The organism is Pedobacter nutrimenti (genome assembly GCF_032678445.1).
GTDB classification, from domain to species: domain Bacteria; phylum Bacteroidota; class Bacteroidia; order Sphingobacteriales; family Sphingobacteriaceae; genus Pedobacter; species Pedobacter nutrimenti_A.
Genome location: NZ_JAVTSQ010000005.1, coordinates 1 through 17,081 on the forward strand (window position 1 = coordinate 1; position 17,081 = coordinate 17,081).

General features: G+C 40.9%; 19 protein-coding genes and 2 tRNA genes. 6 read left to right on the plus strand and 15 right to left on the minus strand.

The window, feature by feature from the left end; genetic code table 11:
- Positions 1 to 103 precede the first annotated feature (103 nt).
- From R2S08_RS09540 to R2S08_RS09575, 8 genes are all read right to left on the minus strand, one after another.
- Positions 104 to 694 carry a DUF502 domain-containing protein gene (locus R2S08_RS09540; RefSeq protein WP_108550761.1) on the minus strand — a complete coding sequence of 197 codons (591 nt, stop codon included), beginning with the start codon at positions 692 to 694 and terminating at the stop codon, positions 104 to 106.
- 71 nt (positions 695 to 765) lie between these two features.
- Entirely contained in the window at positions 766 to 3,222 is a 2,457-nt protein-coding gene (locus R2S08_RS09545; protein WP_316834958.1) for a bifunctional UDP-N-acetylmuramoyl-tripeptide:D-alanyl-D-alanine ligase/alanine racemase, read from the minus strand.
- 108 nt (positions 3,223 to 3,330) lie between these two features.
- Complete coding sequence (locus R2S08_RS09550; RefSeq protein ID WP_316834959.1) at positions 3,331 to 3,981, minus strand: NAD(P)-dependent oxidoreductase; 651 nt, start codon at positions 3,979 to 3,981, stop codon at positions 3,331 to 3,333.
- A 51-nt stretch (positions 3,982 to 4,032) separates the two neighbouring features.
- Positions 4,033 to 4,443 (minus strand): Rrf2 family transcriptional regulator, encoded by a 411-nt coding sequence (locus R2S08_RS09555; protein ID WP_316834960.1) that lies wholly within the window; start codon positions 4,441 to 4,443, stop codon positions 4,033 to 4,035.
- Between the two features lie 72 nt (positions 4,444 to 4,515).
- A complete protein-coding gene (locus R2S08_RS09560) occupies positions 4,516 to 5,760 on the minus strand; it encodes a glutamate-5-semialdehyde dehydrogenase (protein WP_316834961.1) in 1,245 nt (414 codons plus the stop codon).
- Between the two features lie 31 nt (positions 5,761 to 5,791).
- Positions 5,792 to 6,871, minus strand: a complete 1,080-nt coding sequence (proB, locus tag R2S08_RS09565) for a glutamate 5-kinase (RefSeq protein WP_316834962.1) — start codon at positions 6,869 to 6,871, stop codon at positions 5,792 to 5,794.
- A 111-nt stretch (positions 6,872 to 6,982) separates the two neighbouring features.
- Positions 6,983 to 7,129 (minus strand): hypothetical protein, encoded by a 147-nt coding sequence (locus R2S08_RS09570; protein WP_316834963.1) that lies wholly within the window; start codon positions 7,127 to 7,129, stop codon positions 6,983 to 6,985.
- A gap of 74 nt (positions 7,130 to 7,203) precedes the next feature.
- Positions 7,204 to 8,643, minus strand: a complete 1,440-nt coding sequence (locus R2S08_RS09575) for an AcvB/VirJ family lysyl-phosphatidylglycerol hydrolase (protein ID WP_316834964.1) — start codon at positions 8,641 to 8,643, stop codon at positions 7,204 to 7,206.
- 119 nt (positions 8,644 to 8,762) lie between these two features.
- Here R2S08_RS09575 and R2S08_RS09580 point away from each other — a divergent pair, with 119 nt between their 5' ends.
- The 6 genes from R2S08_RS09580 (at position 8,763) to R2S08_RS28880 (ending at position 12,154) form a co-directional block, all read left to right on the plus strand.
- On the plus strand, positions 8,763 to 9,221 hold the full coding sequence (locus tag R2S08_RS09580) for a regulatory protein RecX (RefSeq protein ID WP_316834965.1): 459 nt from the start codon (positions 8,763 to 8,765) through the stop codon (positions 9,219 to 9,221).
- A gap of 132 nt (positions 9,222 to 9,353) precedes the next feature.
- A tRNA-Gly gene (locus R2S08_RS09585) sits at positions 9,354 to 9,426 on the plus strand.
- Positions 9,427 to 9,476: 50 nt separating this feature from the next.
- Positions 9,477 to 9,561 (plus strand) — tRNA-Leu (locus R2S08_RS09590).
- Between the two features lie 372 nt (positions 9,562 to 9,933).
- Positions 9,934 to 11,226, plus strand: coding sequence for a site-specific integrase (locus R2S08_RS09595; protein WP_316834966.1), 1,293 nt, complete (start codon positions 9,934 to 9,936; stop codon positions 11,224 to 11,226).
- Between the two features lie 43 nt (positions 11,227 to 11,269).
- Positions 11,270 to 11,641: a hypothetical protein gene (locus R2S08_RS09600; RefSeq protein ID WP_316834967.1), complete on the plus strand. Its 372-nt coding sequence runs from the start codon at positions 11,270 to 11,272 to the stop codon at positions 11,639 to 11,641.
- Between the two features lie 285 nt (positions 11,642 to 11,926).
- A complete protein-coding gene (locus tag R2S08_RS28880) occupies positions 11,927 to 12,154 on the plus strand; it encodes a class I lanthipeptide (RefSeq protein ID WP_410479521.1) in 228 nt (75 codons plus the stop codon).
- A 289-nt stretch (positions 12,155 to 12,443) separates the two neighbouring features.
- On the opposite strand, the gene R2S08_RS09605 is transcribed toward R2S08_RS28880, so the two are convergent.
- The 7 genes from R2S08_RS09605 to traN all read right to left on the minus strand — a co-directional run bounded on the left by R2S08_RS09605 (position 12,444) and on the right by traN (position 17,080).
- Positions 12,444 to 12,743, minus strand: coding sequence for a hypothetical protein (locus R2S08_RS09605; RefSeq protein WP_316834968.1), 300 nt, complete (start codon positions 12,741 to 12,743; stop codon positions 12,444 to 12,446).
- A gap of 7 nt (positions 12,744 to 12,750) precedes the next feature.
- Positions 12,751 to 13,017: a helix-turn-helix domain-containing protein gene (locus R2S08_RS09610; RefSeq protein WP_316834969.1), complete on the minus strand. Its 267-nt coding sequence runs from the start codon at positions 13,015 to 13,017 to the stop codon at positions 12,751 to 12,753.
- Positions 13,018 to 13,072: 55 nt separating this feature from the next.
- Positions 13,073 to 13,354 (minus strand): hypothetical protein, encoded by a 282-nt coding sequence (locus R2S08_RS09615; protein ID WP_316834970.1) that lies wholly within the window; start codon positions 13,352 to 13,354, stop codon positions 13,073 to 13,075.
- Between the two features lie 13 nt (positions 13,355 to 13,367).
- The gene (locus R2S08_RS09620) at positions 13,368 to 14,408 is read right to left on the minus strand and encodes a hypothetical protein (RefSeq protein ID WP_316834971.1); all 1,041 of its coding nucleotides are present in this window, start codon (positions 14,406 to 14,408) and stop codon (positions 13,368 to 13,370) included.
- Between the two features lie 96 nt (positions 14,409 to 14,504).
- Positions 14,505 to 14,648, minus strand: coding sequence for a hypothetical protein (locus R2S08_RS09625; protein ID WP_316834972.1), 144 nt, complete (start codon positions 14,646 to 14,648; stop codon positions 14,505 to 14,507).
- A gap of 39 nt (positions 14,649 to 14,687) precedes the next feature.
- Complete coding sequence (locus R2S08_RS09630; protein ID WP_316834973.1) at positions 14,688 to 16,226, minus strand: hypothetical protein; 1,539 nt, start codon at positions 16,224 to 16,226, stop codon at positions 14,688 to 14,690.
- Entirely contained in the window at positions 16,226 to 17,080 is an 855-nt protein-coding gene (traN, locus tag R2S08_RS09635) for a conjugative transposon protein TraN (protein WP_316834974.1), read from the minus strand. The genes R2S08_RS09630 and traN overlap by 1 nt, the downstream gene beginning before the upstream one ends.
- Position 17,081 lies beyond the last annotated feature (1 nt).

Consider the following 17,081-nt stretch of genomic DNA (forward strand, 5'->3'; position numbering starts at 1 on the left):
GGGAGTGCTATCCATTCCTCAAAAATTGAGCTGCTGTGAGACGACATGCAAAGGTTTTGCTCTTCCGCAAAAGCTTTGAGGAGTCGAATAGCAGTTCAATTTTTTAGAAATGGCTAACTCCGCCAGATACCACCAACTTCATGGCATCCGCCGCGCTCATCTTCAAAGGCTTTATCTTGTCCTTACTCACCACATACACCTGACCTGCAAAAGAATAAGAAAAAGGGAAATACACAATCGCTTCTCCAGGCAAATCAATCGCTGCCAGGTCACTTTGTGTTAAAAAACCAATCCGCTTCAGGTTACCTTCTACCTCTACCAATACCGGATGGTTAAATTTCTTTTCATCTCCAACAAAAGCTTCTGTTAAATCCTTAATGGAAGAATAAATAAACTTGATGATAGGGAGTTTATCGAGCATTTTCTGGAACCAGTTGTACATCGGTTCCGTTACAAAATTGGTTACAAAGATACCCGCAGCCAGGATGATCCCTACTACTAAAGCCAGGCCCAGTCCAGGAATATTCCTGCTGGCACCAGTTCTGGGGTCAACTCCAAGAATATTATTAACATTCAGCCAGCTGTCTACGGTAGTTACGCCCCATACGACAATAAAAATGCTTAATGCAATAGGCAAAACAATCAGCAATCCTTTAATCAGGTAATTTAATAATGCCCTTCCAATTCTGTTCATAACGTAATTCTAATCATCGTATAAACCTGCTTCCGGGTACAGATTTATTCCTGTTTATTCCTGCGGCAAAACTACTCATAAAAATAGATTCGTTTCACTCTTTGAGAAATATTCGTCAGGATCTCATAAGGGATCGTGTGGATTTGTTTGGCCAGCTCCAAAATGGGGAGTTCATGACCGAATACCATTACTTCATCACCATTTTTAACATCCATACCGGTTACATCCAGCATACACATGTCCATGCAGATGGAACCAATTGTTGGAACCAGTTTACCTTTGATCAGCATATGGCCAACACCATTTCCAAAGCCTCTGGTATAACCGTCGGCATAACCAATTTTTACGGTTGCAATTTGCCCGCCTTCCAGTAAGATGCCGTTACGACTGTAGCCTATGGTTTCCATTGGCTTAATCTGTTTCACCTGTGTAACCGTTGTTTTAAGGCTGGCCACCGTTTGCAACCGTCTGTTCTGTTCCAATCCGCCGTCATAACCATACAATCCAATGCCAAGCCTCACCATATCAAATTGAGCTTCCGGGTGTCTTGAAATCCCGGAAGTATTGGAAATATGTTTGATATAATCGTAATCCAGTTCCTGGCTGATTCTTTCTGTAATCTTTTTGAAAAGGTTGATCTGGTATCTGGTAAAATCATCATGCCGGGCTTCTTCACTGCCCACCAGATGAGAGAAAACGGACTTTATTTTGATGCCGTGAGCATGCTTCAAGGTCTGCAGTAAGTCGTCTACATCTGTTTCATCAAAACCAAGACGGTGCATACCTGTGTCTATCTTGAGGTGCACGGGATAGCCATGTTCGTGGTCAGGCAAAAAGTTCAGGAAACCTTTCAGGATATCCAGGTTGTACAGCTCCGGCTCCAGTTTGTATTTAACGATGGCTTCAAAAGCTGAGGGCTCAGGGCTCATGACCATAATTGGCATGGTAATTCCGCCCCTTCTGAGTGCAATGCCTTCATCAGCATAGGCAACAGCCAGGTAATCAATTTTATGGTACTGGAGCACATTGGCAATCTCAAAACTTCCGCTCCCATAAGAAAATGCCTTGACCATAACCATGATCTTAACTCCTGGTTTCAGCATGGATTTATAGAATTTGAGATTGCCGGCAAGGGCATTCAGGTCTACTTCCAGGACTGTATCATGTATTTTTTGGGTGAGCAGTTTACTGATCCTTTCAAACTCAAATTTTCTTGCCCCTTTCACCAGAATAGTTTCATTGCTGAAATGCAGACCAGGAAATTTTTCTATAAAATCAGGGGTACTGGCATAGAATTCTTTTTCCAGATCGAAAAGGGCTGCAAATGCAGAGATATTTGGTCCGATACCGATCAGCCGGTTCAGGTGTTTTTGCCGGATCAGGGAGGAGATCTCCTCATAAAGCACTTCATTGCTTTTTCCCGTTTCAGGAAGATCTGACAGGATCAGGGTTTTTCTGAGGTGCTGGTTCTGCAGGTTCAAAAAATCAAGGGCAATGGCGAGTGAAGAAATATCTGCACTGTAAGAATCGTCAATGACCGAACACTGATTAATGCCATTTTTTAATTCCAGACGCATTTTAACCAGTGTAAGTTTTTCCAGCCTGATATCTGCTTCGTCGGGACTGTACCCTAAGGCAAGCAGGGTAGCCCAACAGATAATGCCATTTTCCACTGATGCGCGGTCACGGAAAGGGATCAGGCATTCGATCTCTTCTCCTTTATATTTTGCCCGGATATAACTCCGGCCATCGATTGGCTCAATGAACATGACTCTAAGATCGGCTTCTGTAGTAGTGCTCCAGGAAAACTTTCTTTGTCCCGGCAGCTCTTTTGCAGATAGTCCCATGGTATACTCTGGTGCATAAATAAGGAGTTCAGCACCTGCAAACAGTTTTAATTTTTCCAGTAATTTTTCTTTCCCTGAAGAGAAACCTTCTGCATGGGCTTCCCCGATATTGGTCAGGATACCTATGGTAGGTTGTATAATTTCAGCAAGGGCTTCCATTTCTCCGCTTTTGGAGATTCCGGCTTCAAAAAGCCCCATTGTATGTTCTTTTCCCATCTGCCAAACCGATAAAGGGACACCGATCTGGGAGTTAAAACTCTTAGGGCTTCTAACGAGATTGTAATCTGTGGCCAGCAACTGGTACAACCATTCTTTGACGATGGTCTTACCGTTACTACCTGTAATCGCCAGTACAGGTACATCATACAATTTCCGGTTATAGGCCGCCAATTTTTGAAGCCCTTTGAGCACATTTTCTACCAGCAGGTAATTGGCATCAGAATAAACACCATTATAGTTCTGATCACTAATGACAAAATTCCGGATCCCATGCTCGTAAGCATCTTTAATATATTCATGCCCGTTTCTTTGTGCCGGTAAGGCAAAGAATAATGATGTTTCAGGGTCAATGACCGTTCTGCTGTCGATCAAAAGGTTCTGAATCTGGGTATCTGGCAGAGCAATAGCCGAAGTTGCATGCAGGATTTGGGAAATGTGCTGAATAGTGTAGATGAATTCCATTGTAGTCGTATAATAATGCCTTTTTGAATTGGATTATACACACGAAGGTAGCAAAAAGATGGCCAATGTTTGAGCTGCCAAACATCGGCCCTTTGTAAATAAATGGAATTAATAGGCTGCCGTGAAGCGCTGCTGAGGATGTTGATTGTTTTCCAGTTCATCGGCAATAACAACCGCTAAGTCTTCTACAGAAAGACTGCATCTGTTGTTCGCGTCGAATACAGGCTGATCTTTTCCTAAACGATATTTACCGGTGCGTCCGGTTGTAATTCCAGGATGCATTTCAATAGCGGGACTAAAGAAAGTCCATGGAAGGTCTTTTTCTTTTTTCAGGATGTCCAGGTAATCTCTCGCTGCTGTAGCGCCGGCTTTATATTCTGCAGGAAATTCAGGTCCGTCTACCAGTTGCTGGCCGTTAATTTCTAAACTTCCAGCGCCGCCGATCACGATCAATCGTGGTTTAGCCGCATCTTTAACCGCTTTCTGGATGGCCTCTGATCCTGCAAGAAAATCATTGTAAAGGTTTGGATTCGTCCAGCCCGCATTATAGGCGCTAATTACCGCATCTTCATCTTTAACGGCACTGGTTAAAGCATTTGTATCCAATACATCAATGGCTTTAACAGTCAATTTCTCATTTTTCACTGTAATTTTCTCTGGCTGACGAACCAGGGCCAGGACCTCATGTCCGCGGCTTAACAATTCTTTAAGGATACTGGTTCCGACAAAACCGCTTGCTCCTATTAATGCTACTTTCATAATCTTACTTTTATATGTAATTTAATTTGTTACAGTTATGAATAAAAAAAATCAATCGAACTTACGGCTAAAATCTGCCAGTGTCTGTACAGACAATTGTCTGATCAGCGCGTTCTCCGTATCAACATATAAGTTATCCAAATGTTTGTTAATTTGTTTACCTACCGGACATTGGGGATTAGGTGTATTTTTAAGGTTACCCAATAAGGAATTTTGTCTTACCGAGTTGTAAATCTCGCCCAAAGTAATATTCTGAGCAGATTTCGCTAAGTAACTTCCTCCATTTTTACCTTCTTTACTTAATACCATTCCGTGATTTCGAAGATTACTAAGTTCTTTTCTCACCAGTACCGGATTGATATTAATACTTCCGGCAATATAATCTGAAGACAGAACTTCTCCATTGGCTTTATCCAGCAAGGTAAGGATATGTAAGGAAATTGCAAATCTTCCGTTGTTCATTCTGTAATTTTATTTATTACAGTACAAAGGTAAGGCAATTATCCTAAAAACAAAAAAAATATCAAGAAAAATTTATCGGATCTGACCTTCTCCTCTGACAATCCATTTATAACTGCACAGTTCTTCCAGCCCCATCGGACCTCTGGCATGAAGTTTCTGTGTGGAGATGCCAATCTCTGCGCCCAAACCAAACTGACCACCATCTGTAAATGCGGTAGAGGCATTCGCATAGACCGCAGCGGCGTCTACCTGTTTCAGGAACAACTCGGTATTGAGCGGGTCATCTGAAACAATGGCTTCACTATGTTTAGAACTATGAGCGCTAATGTGGTCAAGGGCTTCGTCAATATCTTTTACTGTTTTTACAGCCATTTTATAGGAAAGAAACTCTGTACCAAAATGTGTTTCTTCTGCCAGCTTAAGCAGTTGTTCCGGATAATGGCCTTTTAAATACTGATAAGCGCTTTCATCGGCAAATATTTCTACCTGCTCCTTTTGTAAAGGCTCCACAAGTTTAGCCAGGTCCTTTAACCGGTCCTGGTGGATCAGCAAACAATCGAGGGCATTACAAACACTTACCCGTCGTGTTTTTGAATTGAAAACAATTCCTTTTCCCTTGGTCAGATCTCCTTCGAGGTCAAAATAGACATGCACAATACCAGCTCCGGTTTCAATAACCGGTATTTTACTATTTTCGCGAACGTAGTTGATCAATTGCTGGCTTCCCCTGGGAATCAACACATCTACATATCCTGTGGCATGGAGTAAGGCATGTGTTGCAGCTCTTTCCGCAGGTAATAGACTGACTACATTCATATTGATCCCCTCTGCCTCCAGCGCACTATGAATAACCTCCATAATCGCTTTATTGGAGTGTTCAGCATCGCTTCCTCCTTTAAGGATACAAACATTACCTGTTTTAAAGCATAAAGCAAATACATCCAGCGTTACATTTGGGCGGGCTTCATAGATCACGCCGATCACGCCAAGAGGTACTCTTACTTTAGAGATCAACAATCCGTTTGGCCTTGACTTTTCTTCCAGAACCTCTCCCAGCGGGCTGTTCAACGCAGAAACATTCCGTATATCGGCCGCAATATCAGCAATCCTTTCCGGGCTCAGTTTAAGTCTGTCATATTTAGGATCCTCAGGATCCATCTTGTCCAGATCCTGTTGATTGGCCTGCAGGATAAAATCTGTTTTGAGTTCAACAGCATCGGCCAGATGAAGCAGCAAGCTATTGATCTGAGTATTATTGAGACGGGATAAATCCCTGGTGGCTTTTAAACTGTTCTGAAAGTAAATCGTATAATCCATAAAATCTGGTGTATGTTCCTTAGATCAATAGCTAAAGAACGGCATAAAAATAATTGTAATGAACCAATGGCCGCTGACCTTTTTCTCCCACCCGTTCCTTCGCTTTATCTGATCCATATTCGGCAATACCCAAACCGATCAGGACATCGTGCTCATCAACCAGTTTAATGATATCTCCTTTCTGGAACTCTGACTGCACATTGATAATGCCTACCGGCAGTAAACTACTGGCCTTTCCTGAGATTAGTGCCTGTTTGGCACCTTCGTTCAGTTTAACGATCCCGGTTGCTGAATTCTCGGAATGCGCAATCCATTTCTTTTTGCCCGAAGTGATTTTTTCCGGCAGGAACTGCGTATGCACTGCCTGACCTGCAAATACGTCCAGAATGATATTCTCTTTCTTTCCGTTTGCGATATGTACAGGTATTCCCAGCTTTGCAATCTTCTGTGCCATGGAAAGCTTAGTGACCATCCCTCCTCTTCCGAATCCAGACTTGGAAGTGGTAATAAAGGAAGATATGTGGTTAGATCCTGGCTCCACCCTTTCTATTACTTTGGTGCCTGCCGCCTTTGGGTCGCCGTCATAAATACCATCTACATTTGAAAGAATGAGCAATGCATCGGCATTCAGCATAGAAGCCACCAGGCCGGCAAGTTCATCATTGTCTGTAAACATCAGCTCTGTAACAGAGACCACATCATTCTCATTGACAATGGGGACAACATGATACTGCAATAAAATCTCTAAACAGTTTTTGATATTGAGGTAATGCATCCGGTCTCTAAAATCTTCTTTAGTGACCAGTACCTGGGAACACAATAAGCCTTGCTGCTCAAACAGCTGCATATAGGTATTGATCAATTTGATCTGACCTATGGAAGCCAGAAGCTGGCGGGCAGCAACTGTATTTTGTTTTTCCTGAACTTTAATAAGACTTCTTCCGGAAGCGACTGCTCCCGAGGAAATTACAATGACTTCTACACCTTTCTTTTTCAGGCTGGACAACTGCGAAACTAAATGTTCGATCCTTTCCAGATCTGGCAAGCCATTCTCTCGCGTTAATACATTGGATCCGATTTTAATAACAACCTTCCGATAGCTGGTTTTCATGGAGGCTAATGTAGCAAATTTTGATAAAATGAGCGCGTAAGGATACTGTCATTTCAAAATAAAACGCAGTTGGCTGGGGAATAGAAAGTGTTGAGAGCGTTTTCTGTTATATTATAAGATCAATAACCTCGGGTTAATCTTCTTGGTAGAACGTACCGTAGCTTGTATCTTTTCTTTAATTTTTCCACCTAAATCTTTTGATTTTTCCAGGTCTTCTTCGTTTTTCTCTGCGGGCTGAATTTTATGTAAACTTTTCATAGGGTATAGTATTGTATTATTTTATACCCTGACAACAGCTGCTGTTATTAAAAGTTTTATTCGCTTTGTTTTCCTTACATTCTTTTTACAGAACTGTATAGAGATTCTGCAATTAATGAAAAATCGTCGTTAAAATGATGGTTCCCCGGGAGAGAAACGACCTTTATTCCCAATGCTGAAAATTTACGCTGTACTTCCTGGTCTTCTTCTGCTCCAAAGAAACAAACCGGGTTTAGGTTTTTGATCTTTTTCACTTCTGCGAGTACATTATAGGTATCCTCGTCAGAACTCATACTGAGCATATCACTGATATGGATTTCAAAATCGGCGGTCACATCTGGCGAAAGCACCGTAATTCCGGCAAGGTTTCCTTTGAGTCCCTGGGGCAAACGGGCAGCAATAAAAGGAACAACAGAGGCCCCGAAAGAATAACCTGCCAGCATAAAGGTTTTCTTATCGAACAATTGCATATAATGGACCAGTACCCTGGAAATGTCTGAAGTTACACCATCGGGTGTTTTTGCGTTCCAAAAGTATTTTTGTGCATCCAGTCCGATCACCGTAATTCCTTTCCTGGCAATAGATTCTGCAAGGGACTGATCAAAGCTCGTCCAGCCTCCATCCCCGGAGATCATCATCATCAGGGGCAGGTTGTTTTTTTGAGGAGCAGATTCTACTGTGAGCGCCATGTCTGAAGGTAAGGCTATGATGGTTTTGACTTCTGAAATCTGCAGACCTGACTTTGTGGCTTTGAGTTCATTAAAAGAAGGGGCGTTTAATATCTTTTTATAAGCCGCATTTAATTGTGTAAACCAGCCAGTTGAAGCCAGAAAGCCATGCCCTACTTTTGGAAGGGCGACCAGTTCTGTCATCGGCATATCTTTTAGAAAAGCCTCGGTAACCGCATAGGGACAGCTTTTGTCTTTCAATCCGTTTAATACGATGAAGGGCGCCGTTAAATTTTTAGTTCTTTCCAGGTAAATGGAGACACCAGGTTTTAATACGTGATAATTTAATCCACTCCCTTTGCAAAGTGGTTTTATGATGTCCATATCCGGAGAGAAGCCAATGCCAATTGCACCTTTAAAAGTATTGGCCGGTGCCTGTGCAAGAATGCCATATACATAGGTAGCTCCATAGGAATAGCCAATAAGTACCGGCTTAAAATAGGTCCTGAACTTATACTTCTTCTGGATCATGAGACTTAACTGTTCGAAATCAGCCGCCGGGTAATAACATTTGGCACCTGATCTGGCTAATGTCATATTATAGGTCTTGGCATCTATACCTAGCACCAGTGCCCCCTGGCGGGCTATGTTTTTGGCCATATTGATCACTCCGTGCTGCCATCCCCCATCACCGGATACAAAAAGCGCCACGGAGGTAGGCTCCTTGGCCGGATGATACAGAATGATCTTTCCGAATTTTCCGAAATGAATAGAATCCACAGTAATGGCAGACGCTCCCAATCTACAAATGAACAGAAAAATAAATAGCACTAAGAATTTCTTCATCAATGGTTTCATAAAAAATGTTTGGCTGATTTTTTTCACAAGGATACTAAATAATATAGGAACTGAGAAGATTTCGTACTATTGCATCTGTGGAAACAAATAAGAATAAACCTGTTGTTTTGGATAAGAAAGCTGCTTTGGCCAAAGCCGAGCATTACTGTGCTTATCAGGAACGTTCTCAATATGAAATCAGAAACAAACTTTACGACTGGGGTTTAAAAACAGCAGAGGTTGAAGAGCTGATTTCTGAATTGATCGTTACCAACTTTCTGAACGAGGAGCGTTTTGCCAAAGTATATGTATCTGGCAAATTTAACATTAAGAAGTGGGGCAAAATTAAAATTAAACAGTCCCTTAAAATAAAGCAGGTTCCGGACAAGATGATCACCAAAGCACTAAATACAATAGATTCCGGTGATTATCTGCAAACTTTGCTTGAACTGGCGGAGAAAAAAGCAAAGCTGATCACAGAGAACGATGCCTATAAAAAGAAATATAAGCTGATTACCTATCTGATGGGGAAAGGCTTTGAAAATAATTTAATCTCAGAAGTATTGAAAGACAATAACTTACCATAAATATTAAAATTTTATGAAAAAATAACTTGCAGAAAATATAATTGTAGCTATATTTGCAAACCCAAACGGAGAAACGGTCATTAAAACAACGATTTGAAGAATGGAAAAACGCATCGGAGGATGCATTAAAATGCGAAAGTAGCTCAGTTGGTAGAGCACGACCTTGCCAAGGTCGGGGTCGCGAGTTCGAATCTCGTCTTTCGCTCTAAAAGCCTTCTTCAATGGAGGCTTTTAATTTTAAAAGGTTTAACACCTGCTCAGATGGTGGAACTGGTAGACACGCAGGACTTAAAATCCTGTGACCTTAAAAGTCGTGCGGGTTCGATTCCCGCTCTGAGTACTGATATCCAAATAGGATAAAGTTTGTAAATAAAGCGTCATTCGTGTAGTCATGCTTTATTTGAATCTATAAAGGAATTGGGTTATAACTAGTTATAAAAATAGTTCGATTCCCGTACGTGGTACAAACTTCAATTACAAAACCTTTAAGAAGCCTGCAAATTAATGATTTGCAGGTTTTTTGTTTTTAGCCCACTGCTAACTTTCACAAAGATTCCCGCAATTAATTAGCGTCATTCGTGCGTCCTTAAAAATTATAAAAAAAGACGCACTAATAACTTATAACTATTTGATTTACAAGATGTTTAAACCTTAAACATCTTGTACAGTAAAGGCTCCGATCCGACATTTGTTTAACTTAAATTATTCAATCATGTTGGAAAAAAGCTTTGGCTTGCTTTTCTATTTAAAGCAACCAAAAAATCAGAAGGGTAAGGATCGTTATGTTTATTTAAGGATCACCGTTGACGGAAAATCAAAGGAACTGTCAACAAAAAGAATCTGGCAATGCGATAAGTGGAACCAGGGTATCGGAAAAGCTACAGGTAACAAAGAGGACGCACGTACTTTAAATGAATACCTCGAATCACTGACCGCAAAAGTCTACGAGGCAAAGAAAACTCTCATTGACACAGGCAGAAGGATAACTGCTGAGATTCTCCGCAACGTAATAACAGGTAGCGGACCAGAAAAGAGAACAGTGCTTAACATCTTCGCTAAACACAATAAGGTTGTAGAAAGCCTCATAGGTGTAGAGTACAAGCCCAGGACATTGCAGCGGTACGAAACTGCCTATAATCACCTTAAAAACTATATCAAGTTCAGACTAGAAACCGAGGATGATAATATTGATATGGAACTTAGGGATATCAACCATGAGTTTATAACAGAATATTACTACTGGCTCCGGGCAGAAAAAAAGCACTCTTATAATTCAGCAGTTAAATATCTCAGTCTGTTCAAGAGGATCATCATACAATGCAGAAAAAAAGGCTGGATTTATATTGACCCATTTGCTGATTTCAAGACAAGCCCTAAGGACATCCCGGTTATTCCTCTTAGACGAAGTGAGCTGGAAGCGATCCGAAGTAAAGTATTCCTGACAGATAGACTAAGTACAGTTCGAGATATTTTTGTATTCAGTTGTTACACTGGCCTGGCTTATGTGGATATTAAAAACCTGATGCGTTTCCAGATCACAGAAGATGATAATGGAAAGAAATGGATAGTTTCCAACAGGGAAAAAACAGAAGCCCCAATTAATATTCCTTTGTTGCGGGTGGCACAGGAAATTATGGATAAGTATGCAGATCACCCAAAGTGTTCTGAAAAAGGATTTGTCCTTCCCGTTGCAAGCAATCAAAGGATAAATGAATACCTCAAAGAGATAGCAGCGCTTTGCGGAATAAATCGAAGACTTACTTATCATATCGCGCGACATACTTTTGCCACAACGGTGACTTTAGCCAATGGCGTGCCAATTGAAACAGTTTCAAAGCTGTTAGGACATAGCACCATAAAGCAGACACAACACTACGCTAAGGTAGTTGATACAAAAGTATTGGAGGATATGGATAAACTCGAAAATAAATTGGAGCCTACACTAATAATAGAAGCTACCACGGTAATGGAAATAGATATTAGCGCTGCTGTGGCAGTAGCCTAACATTAAAAAATCATTGGATAATTAACTGCTTAAAACAATTCATATGAAAAAAGAAGAAGCGGATAAAATGGCCGCAAAATACAGGCACCTGGTTTACTATTTACATTACGATACCATAAATCAGATCCTAATGGATTTGTATATCGATTTTCAGGATAATAGCGACGACGCTTATGAGGACAGGATGGAATACAAGAAAGAAATATCGGCAGTTATTTCTCCATTCATTTCGACAACTATTGAGGATGGGGTCAACTACGAAGTAGTTAGCAATGCGAAAATATGGATTGACACGGAGGTTTTTATAGTAGAGAGCCTCACACGAATAGGCAAGGTATTGTCTATCGCCGAATTTTATCGACCTGGAAAATTTCCGGAATGTATACAGGAGAAACGCTATCTTCTTGAAGGATAAAATTCAATACCGGGCCTAAAACACCCACAAGTACTGAAGCAAACCTTGTTGTTCCTGGATGCACTCAAAAGGTGTGATTCCTGGGAGCAGCTAGATTACCAACCTCCTGAAAGAGAAAGCATAGATTTCGACCAACTAATAGATCAGCTATTAAAACAAAGCCTCTCTAATCAAGAGGCTTTGTTATTGCAATGATGTGCCAAAAACCTGTTGAGCGGCTTTTTAGTGTAGAGAATAGCAGTCAATTTTGTGAGATCAGTTCATCTTAACTAAAACATCATTTTTATGAAGAAGAAAATCGTAAGTGCAAAACTGTCTTTAAAGAAGAAAATTATTTCTCCCTTATCCATAGAGAGAGGAAATCAGGTTGTGGGTGGAGCGATAACAAACCAAGCGACCTGTGACGGATTAAGGACTTGCGGACCAGAAATCTGTCCCGTAACAGCTCCTATGCATACGTGTGAAATTACTTGCACTATTGTCACTACTACGCCTGGTCACCAAATATGTTAACCAAATTATAGGTGCAGAAATATTTTACAGCCGCCCTATTAAGGGTGGCTTTTTTCATTCACATTAAGATTATGGCACATATCCCCTGCGAACAGTTAGTATTATTTTAGAGGTATAGCATTTAAATTGTTTTATGTTTTCAGTATTCAGAAACTTAGAAATAGGACGGCTTCTATTTAAATTATCTTCTTTCTACACTTGCTTAAACTGTTTCAGAGGGGATATGTGCCTATTTTAATTATCTCGAAGTGGCAGGACCCTGACTTTAATAAATTCATTATTATTCTGATCACAAACTTAGAAGCACCAAACTCCCATCCTTTGGGTGATAGGAAGGGAAATACTTGATATAACCCATTTGTTCCAAATCCTTCAGGTATTTATGATAAGTTGCGAAACTGCTAATATGTGCCGTTTCCATCACCTTCCTCCTGGTAATATTTACCATCCTTTCTTTTCCCTCGTTTATAGCAATTTGCAGAATAGCAAAAACGATCGCCATATGCATTACTTTAACCTTCTTATCCCTTGACATAGATACCATATATTTTAGTACCAAATCTACCTTCACTCCCATTTTCATCCTCATTTGATTTTTATTTAAATAATGCATCTATTTCTTTCCTGTTATAATAATAGACCCCCAAAATTTTCTTGGGATTTACCTTCCCACTGATCCTTAAATTTTGCAGGGAGCTAAATGAAATCTTTAATCTTGCCTTTACCTCAGCGCTTTTCAGCCATTCCTCCGGGGCTTCTGCTTGCATCGGGACAGGCGTGTTCTTGAAAATTTGCTCTATATCGCTCAAAAGATCTTTTCGAAATTGCTCCAGGTCCTCTTTTGTAATTATTTCTACACTCATTGTCTTTTTTACATTTATTTCCGCTACACAACGGATCAAATAAATTCTACATCCCTTAGATGAAGTAGAATCTACTTCCTTTTGTCCTCTTGTAAGATCGCTCATACCCTATATAGCCAGACTCCTTCAACCCCTTTAACGCTTCATAATAAGTCTTAGGACAGGATATTTTTGCAATAGGCATCATCTCCCTGGCAAATACTATAAACTCGTCGCTACAGGACACCGATAGCCACTTATAATAAAGAGCCATAAATACAGCAATATGGACCGTTCCTATTCTGGGATTAGTATCAATTCCTTCAAAGAAATCTTTTAAAGGTTGGCTCGCTTCCATAACACAATTCAAATTAATGCGTGATTCCTTTTACCTTGGCAGTCTTTACTATTTTCATTTCGGTATTGGTCAACTCAGTTGAAACTACTTTTGCATTTTTGTCAACAGCATTCTCAATCTTCAATACACCTTTCTCATAGATATCCAGTTGTCTCCTTTGGGGATTGGCCTCAATTCCGATAAGCCGATTTTGACCCTTGGCCACATCGACTCTATCGCCGTTTTCAATAGCCTCAACAAGTTTCAGTTTTGAGATATAATCCAGCGTTTCCTGTACACCCAAATTTGTCAAACATTTGGAGAGATTAAACCCATAATCGGCGGGAAACACCTTTATTTTATAATTTCCTTCCGCATCTTTGTCGTTCAAATCCAATTGAATCCAATGGCGCTCTCCAGCCCCTTCCCCTACACGAACGGCTCTGCCTGCCAATAGGTTGTGGGCCTGCCTTGCTGTGACATCCGGTGATCCTTCATGATTAAAGGAACAGGTCCGGATTTCGTTATTGAGTGCCAGATTCTGATACCTGCCTTGATATTGTTCCAGATTGTAATTACCAGCTGCGTCTTTGACAAACTTCAACAGGAAGTCCATCTTTTCTTTTTCGTTGACGTAGTAAGAAACGGGAATCATTGACTCCTTCCTTCCGTGTCGTATCATGTGCTCAATGCGTTTGCCGCTGATCTTAAACCCGGAATCCGAAACCTTTTTTTGTAAGTTCTTAAGATTGCTTTGAACCGATTTCTCGTAAGCAAATCTTTTCCGGTCGGAAAACAAGACCTTCGACAACCGGTAAAGTAGCCTTAAGGTCGGGTTCGGATAAATCATTCGCTCCACCTTCTTCTGTTCCTGACGCAACAATATACTGCCTGTATTGCTTCCTCCTACGGCCTGAACGCCATACTTGGATTCAAGATGTTCATAGAACCGTAATTTTTCTTTCAGGTACGGGCTGCTCTCAAAATAAGAAGGCTCAAATATTCCTCTTAATCCTATTTCCATGGTTTCCCTGTCTGTAATCTCTTGAACCAGATGATCTAAACTGTTTTTCATACCCATCTCTATTTAAAACCTTAACTTCTTTAAATGCTATTCAACTTCTTTCTAAGTGACAGGGATTTCAAATTCCCTGTCACGCTGCTTCACTTTTTAGGAGACCAGTTTACCGATGGTTTTGTATCCAAGTTCATGAGCTGCGACCTGCAGATATAAGTGGTTGAAATAACCCGATTGATTAAATGATAAGCCTGCCGCAGCCTTTTTGCCAAATTGCATACCTGGTACAAAGTCCATTTGACGGGATTAAGATAGAATTCTCATTCCTTCCCGTTTTTAAATGCCTCTGGACCTTTTTTTACTTTTTTTTTCCTTTTGAACCGTAGCCCCAGGATCCCCGCCACCAGCCATGCCTTCCTTTAAAGTTTTCTTACTGTCCTGACTAGGTTGTTGTCCCGCCATCTGTATTTGTTCTGTTTGCGGTTTTACGTCAGTGGCATTATCCTTTTGTTCTGCAACGCTTAAAGTGTTGCTACCAGACAAGCTTTCATTAAAGGGAATATTACTATTGTCATTAACCTGTTGTCCTGATGTCTGTGTTTGACCTTCTTGCACTGTTACATCCTTGCTAACGTCCTGTTGTACATTTGCGTCTGAATTGTTACTAACAGACAAGCCCTCATTAACAGAACTATTGAGGTCCTGGCCGGTTTGTTGACCCGGCTGTGTTTGATCTGGTTGCGATGGTAGCCCTTCAGCAACATTTCTTTCGGCCTTGATCGAAAGAAGGATTTCATTCATATTCTTATCAAACACTTTCATTTCATTACCTCTCGGGTTAGCAAGGAAATAAACCAAATCCGTGCTGCCATCTGCATTGACATTAATAACACTTTGACAATTGCCTCTCTTAAGGGATGGTATGAAATTCTCTTCCTCATTCTTGTTAGCAAACTTAAATTGGTACCCTTCCATCTTCTTATCCATGTCAAAATCGTAAATCCTTTCAATAGGGTGCTTCCCATCTACGGCTGGCTTTGTATAATCAATGTACTCCCAGGCGTTAAACTTTCTGTTTTTTTTCGGATCATCCTTATTCTCGAAAACATAATCCTTATTAACTGCTCTACCCATCATCTGATTAAAGGCCTCCTTACGGGTAATCGTACTGTTAATCCAGTCAACCTTTTCCGAACCATCCTCATTCAAGGTATGCACCGGAAGAGATCGTTTAAATTCATAGTTCCTCGAATAAGACGGCTGACCTTCTGGATGGATGGTTAAATCGTAACTTTGCGGATAGTATTCCCCTTTCTTAGAAAGCTTTACCAGGGCATCTAGCGTCGTCATTACCTCATCAATTTTCCCCTTCAATCCAACATGAAAACTCGGTTGGCCTTCAATCAGATTTCTTTTCAGCTCCTCACGGGAAATATCCCCCATACCACTAAATTTAAAACGCTTTTCAAGGGGCAGCATTTTTTCTTCTATCGTTTTTTCTTCGGTTGTTTTTTCTATATTCTCACTCATAATACTTGCTTTTAATTTTTCTTTTAATTGATATTGTTCTACGATTAATGGGATATCAAAGGGAAAGGACACTGATCCCTCACGGCCTTCCAGCGCTGCAACAGACTGTTGCAGAACTTTTATCGCTTCCAGTACCGGAACCAGGGGCGCAATACTGCATTGATCTACATCTGTTGCTGTTTCGTAATAATACTCTCGCGCGTCGTAATCATTGCTGAACGTTTCGATCTCGTGTTTGTCAAAATGAGTATCCTCTTCGTAATAGCAGATCAGCCGGGCGCCCTCCATTTGTGCCTGTTCCAGGAAGGCTGACAGTTCATTGATAGCCCCTGAATTGATTTTCATTACCTGATTGCCTTTGCGCCAATGATGATTTTATTCTGCACCTTCAGTTCCAGGTGCCGGCCACCGTTCTGTTCCATCAGTTGGATATACAGCAGCTTCTTGTCCGGTATGGTAAACCTGGGCAGGGCTACGACAAAACTTTGTCTGGATTGTCCCCTGATAATTTCTGTATTTCCTGCCACTTGTTCCGGAGAGAGTTCAACTTCCTGGGATGCGGTACGTTTGGCTTTCTTTTTGTCTTTGATGTAAAAGCGGATGGTCTCAATTCCATAATCGACATTGGAGTTATTGGTAAGACCAAACTGAAAATAAAGTTTGTCATCCTTAATATATACCCCGTCAAGATTAATGGCCACATCAAAACGGATATCACTAATACCCCGGATCACCGGCTTTTTAACGCTGATCTGCTCGGTCAAATCGTTCACCCGCGCTTCATTTTCATTTTTGGAACTGAACAAAGCATCGGATTTAGGGAAATTGAGGTTACTGCCCATTTTGATATTGAGCACAACCGGTGTAGGTGAATAATTGAGGATATAGGAATAAAACTTTCCATCAGCGGTAACTACCGTGAGGTTGGTTTCGGAAAATCCCTGTTTGGCCGCTTTGAGCCAAAGGATGTTTTCCACATCTTTAACGATTTCCCCCAATACATCCCTGCTGCCAATGTTCACCCTTTTGATCGGGTAAGGGAAAATCAGGTTCGTCGTTTTACCAAAAGTTACCGATAAGGGTAATGAGGGTATGCTGGATTGCTGTACACCACTAAGTAGCGTTTGGGCCATAACCTGGCCGCTCATCAAAAAAAGGATAATTAACGATATCCATACTGCACTGTTCTTTTTCATCATC

What these genes read in the sequence shown, in the direction of transcription:
- R2S08_RS09605 (WP_316834968.1), bottom strand. Translation starts at nt 12,743, where the DNA reads ATGAGGATGAAAATGGGAGTGAAGGTAGATTTGGTACTAAAATATATG.
- R2S08_RS09595 (WP_316834966.1), top strand. Translation starts at nt 9,934, where the DNA reads ATGTTGGAAAAAAGCTTTGGCTTGCTTTTCTATTTAAAGCAACCAAAA.
- R2S08_RS09630 (WP_316834973.1), bottom strand. Translation starts at nt 16,226, where the DNA reads ATGAAAATCAATTCAGGGGCTATCAATGAACTGTCAGCCTTCCTGGAA.
- R2S08_RS09620 (WP_316834971.1), bottom strand. Translation starts at nt 14,408, where the DNA reads ATGAAAAACAGTTTAGATCATCTGGTTCAAGAGATTACAGACAGGGAA.
- R2S08_RS09550 (WP_316834959.1), bottom strand. Translation starts at nt 3,981, where the DNA reads ATGAAAGTAGCATTAATAGGAGCAAGCGGTTTTGTCGGAACCAGTATC.
- R2S08_RS09610 (WP_316834969.1), bottom strand. Translation starts at nt 13,017, where the DNA reads ATGAGTGTAGAAATAATTACAAAAGAGGACCTGGAGCAATTTCGAAAA.
- proB (WP_316834962.1), bottom strand. Translation starts at nt 6,871, where the DNA reads ATGAAAACCAGCTATCGGAAGGTTGTTATTAAAATCGGATCCAATGTA.
- R2S08_RS09545 (WP_316834958.1), bottom strand. Translation starts at nt 3,222, where the DNA reads ATGGAATTCATCTACACTATTCAGCACATTTCCCAAATCCTGCATGCA.
- traN (WP_316834974.1), bottom strand. Translation starts at nt 17,080, where the DNA reads ATGATGAAAAAGAACAGTGCAGTATGGATATCGTTAATTATCCTTTTT.
- R2S08_RS09555 (WP_316834960.1), bottom strand. Translation starts at nt 4,443, where the DNA reads ATGAACAACGGAAGATTTGCAATTTCCTTACATATCCTTACCTTGCTG.
- R2S08_RS09570 (WP_316834963.1), bottom strand. Translation starts at nt 7,129, where the DNA reads ATGAAAAGTTTACATAAAATTCAGCCCGCAGAGAAAAACGAAGAAGAC.
- R2S08_RS09540 (WP_108550761.1), bottom strand. Translation starts at nt 694, where the DNA reads ATGAACAGAATTGGAAGGGCATTATTAAATTACCTGATTAAAGGATTG.
- R2S08_RS09615 (WP_316834970.1), bottom strand. Translation starts at nt 13,354, where the DNA reads ATGGAAGCGAGCCAACCTTTAAAAGATTTCTTTGAAGGAATTGATACT.
- R2S08_RS09575 (WP_316834964.1), bottom strand. Translation starts at nt 8,643, where the DNA reads ATGAAGAAATTCTTAGTGCTATTTATTTTTCTGTTCATTTGTAGATTG.
- R2S08_RS09600 (WP_316834967.1), top strand. Translation starts at nt 11,270, where the DNA reads ATGAAAAAAGAAGAAGCGGATAAAATGGCCGCAAAATACAGGCACCTG.
- R2S08_RS09560 (WP_316834961.1), bottom strand. Translation starts at nt 5,760, where the DNA reads ATGGATTATACGATTTACTTTCAGAACAGTTTAAAAGCCACCAGGGAT.
- R2S08_RS28880 (WP_410479521.1), top strand. Translation starts at nt 11,927, where the DNA reads ATGAAGAAGAAAATCGTAAGTGCAAAACTGTCTTTAAAGAAGAAAATT.
- R2S08_RS09625 (WP_316834972.1), bottom strand. Translation starts at nt 14,648, where the DNA reads ATGGACTTTGTACCAGGTATGCAATTTGGCAAAAAGGCTGCGGCAGGC.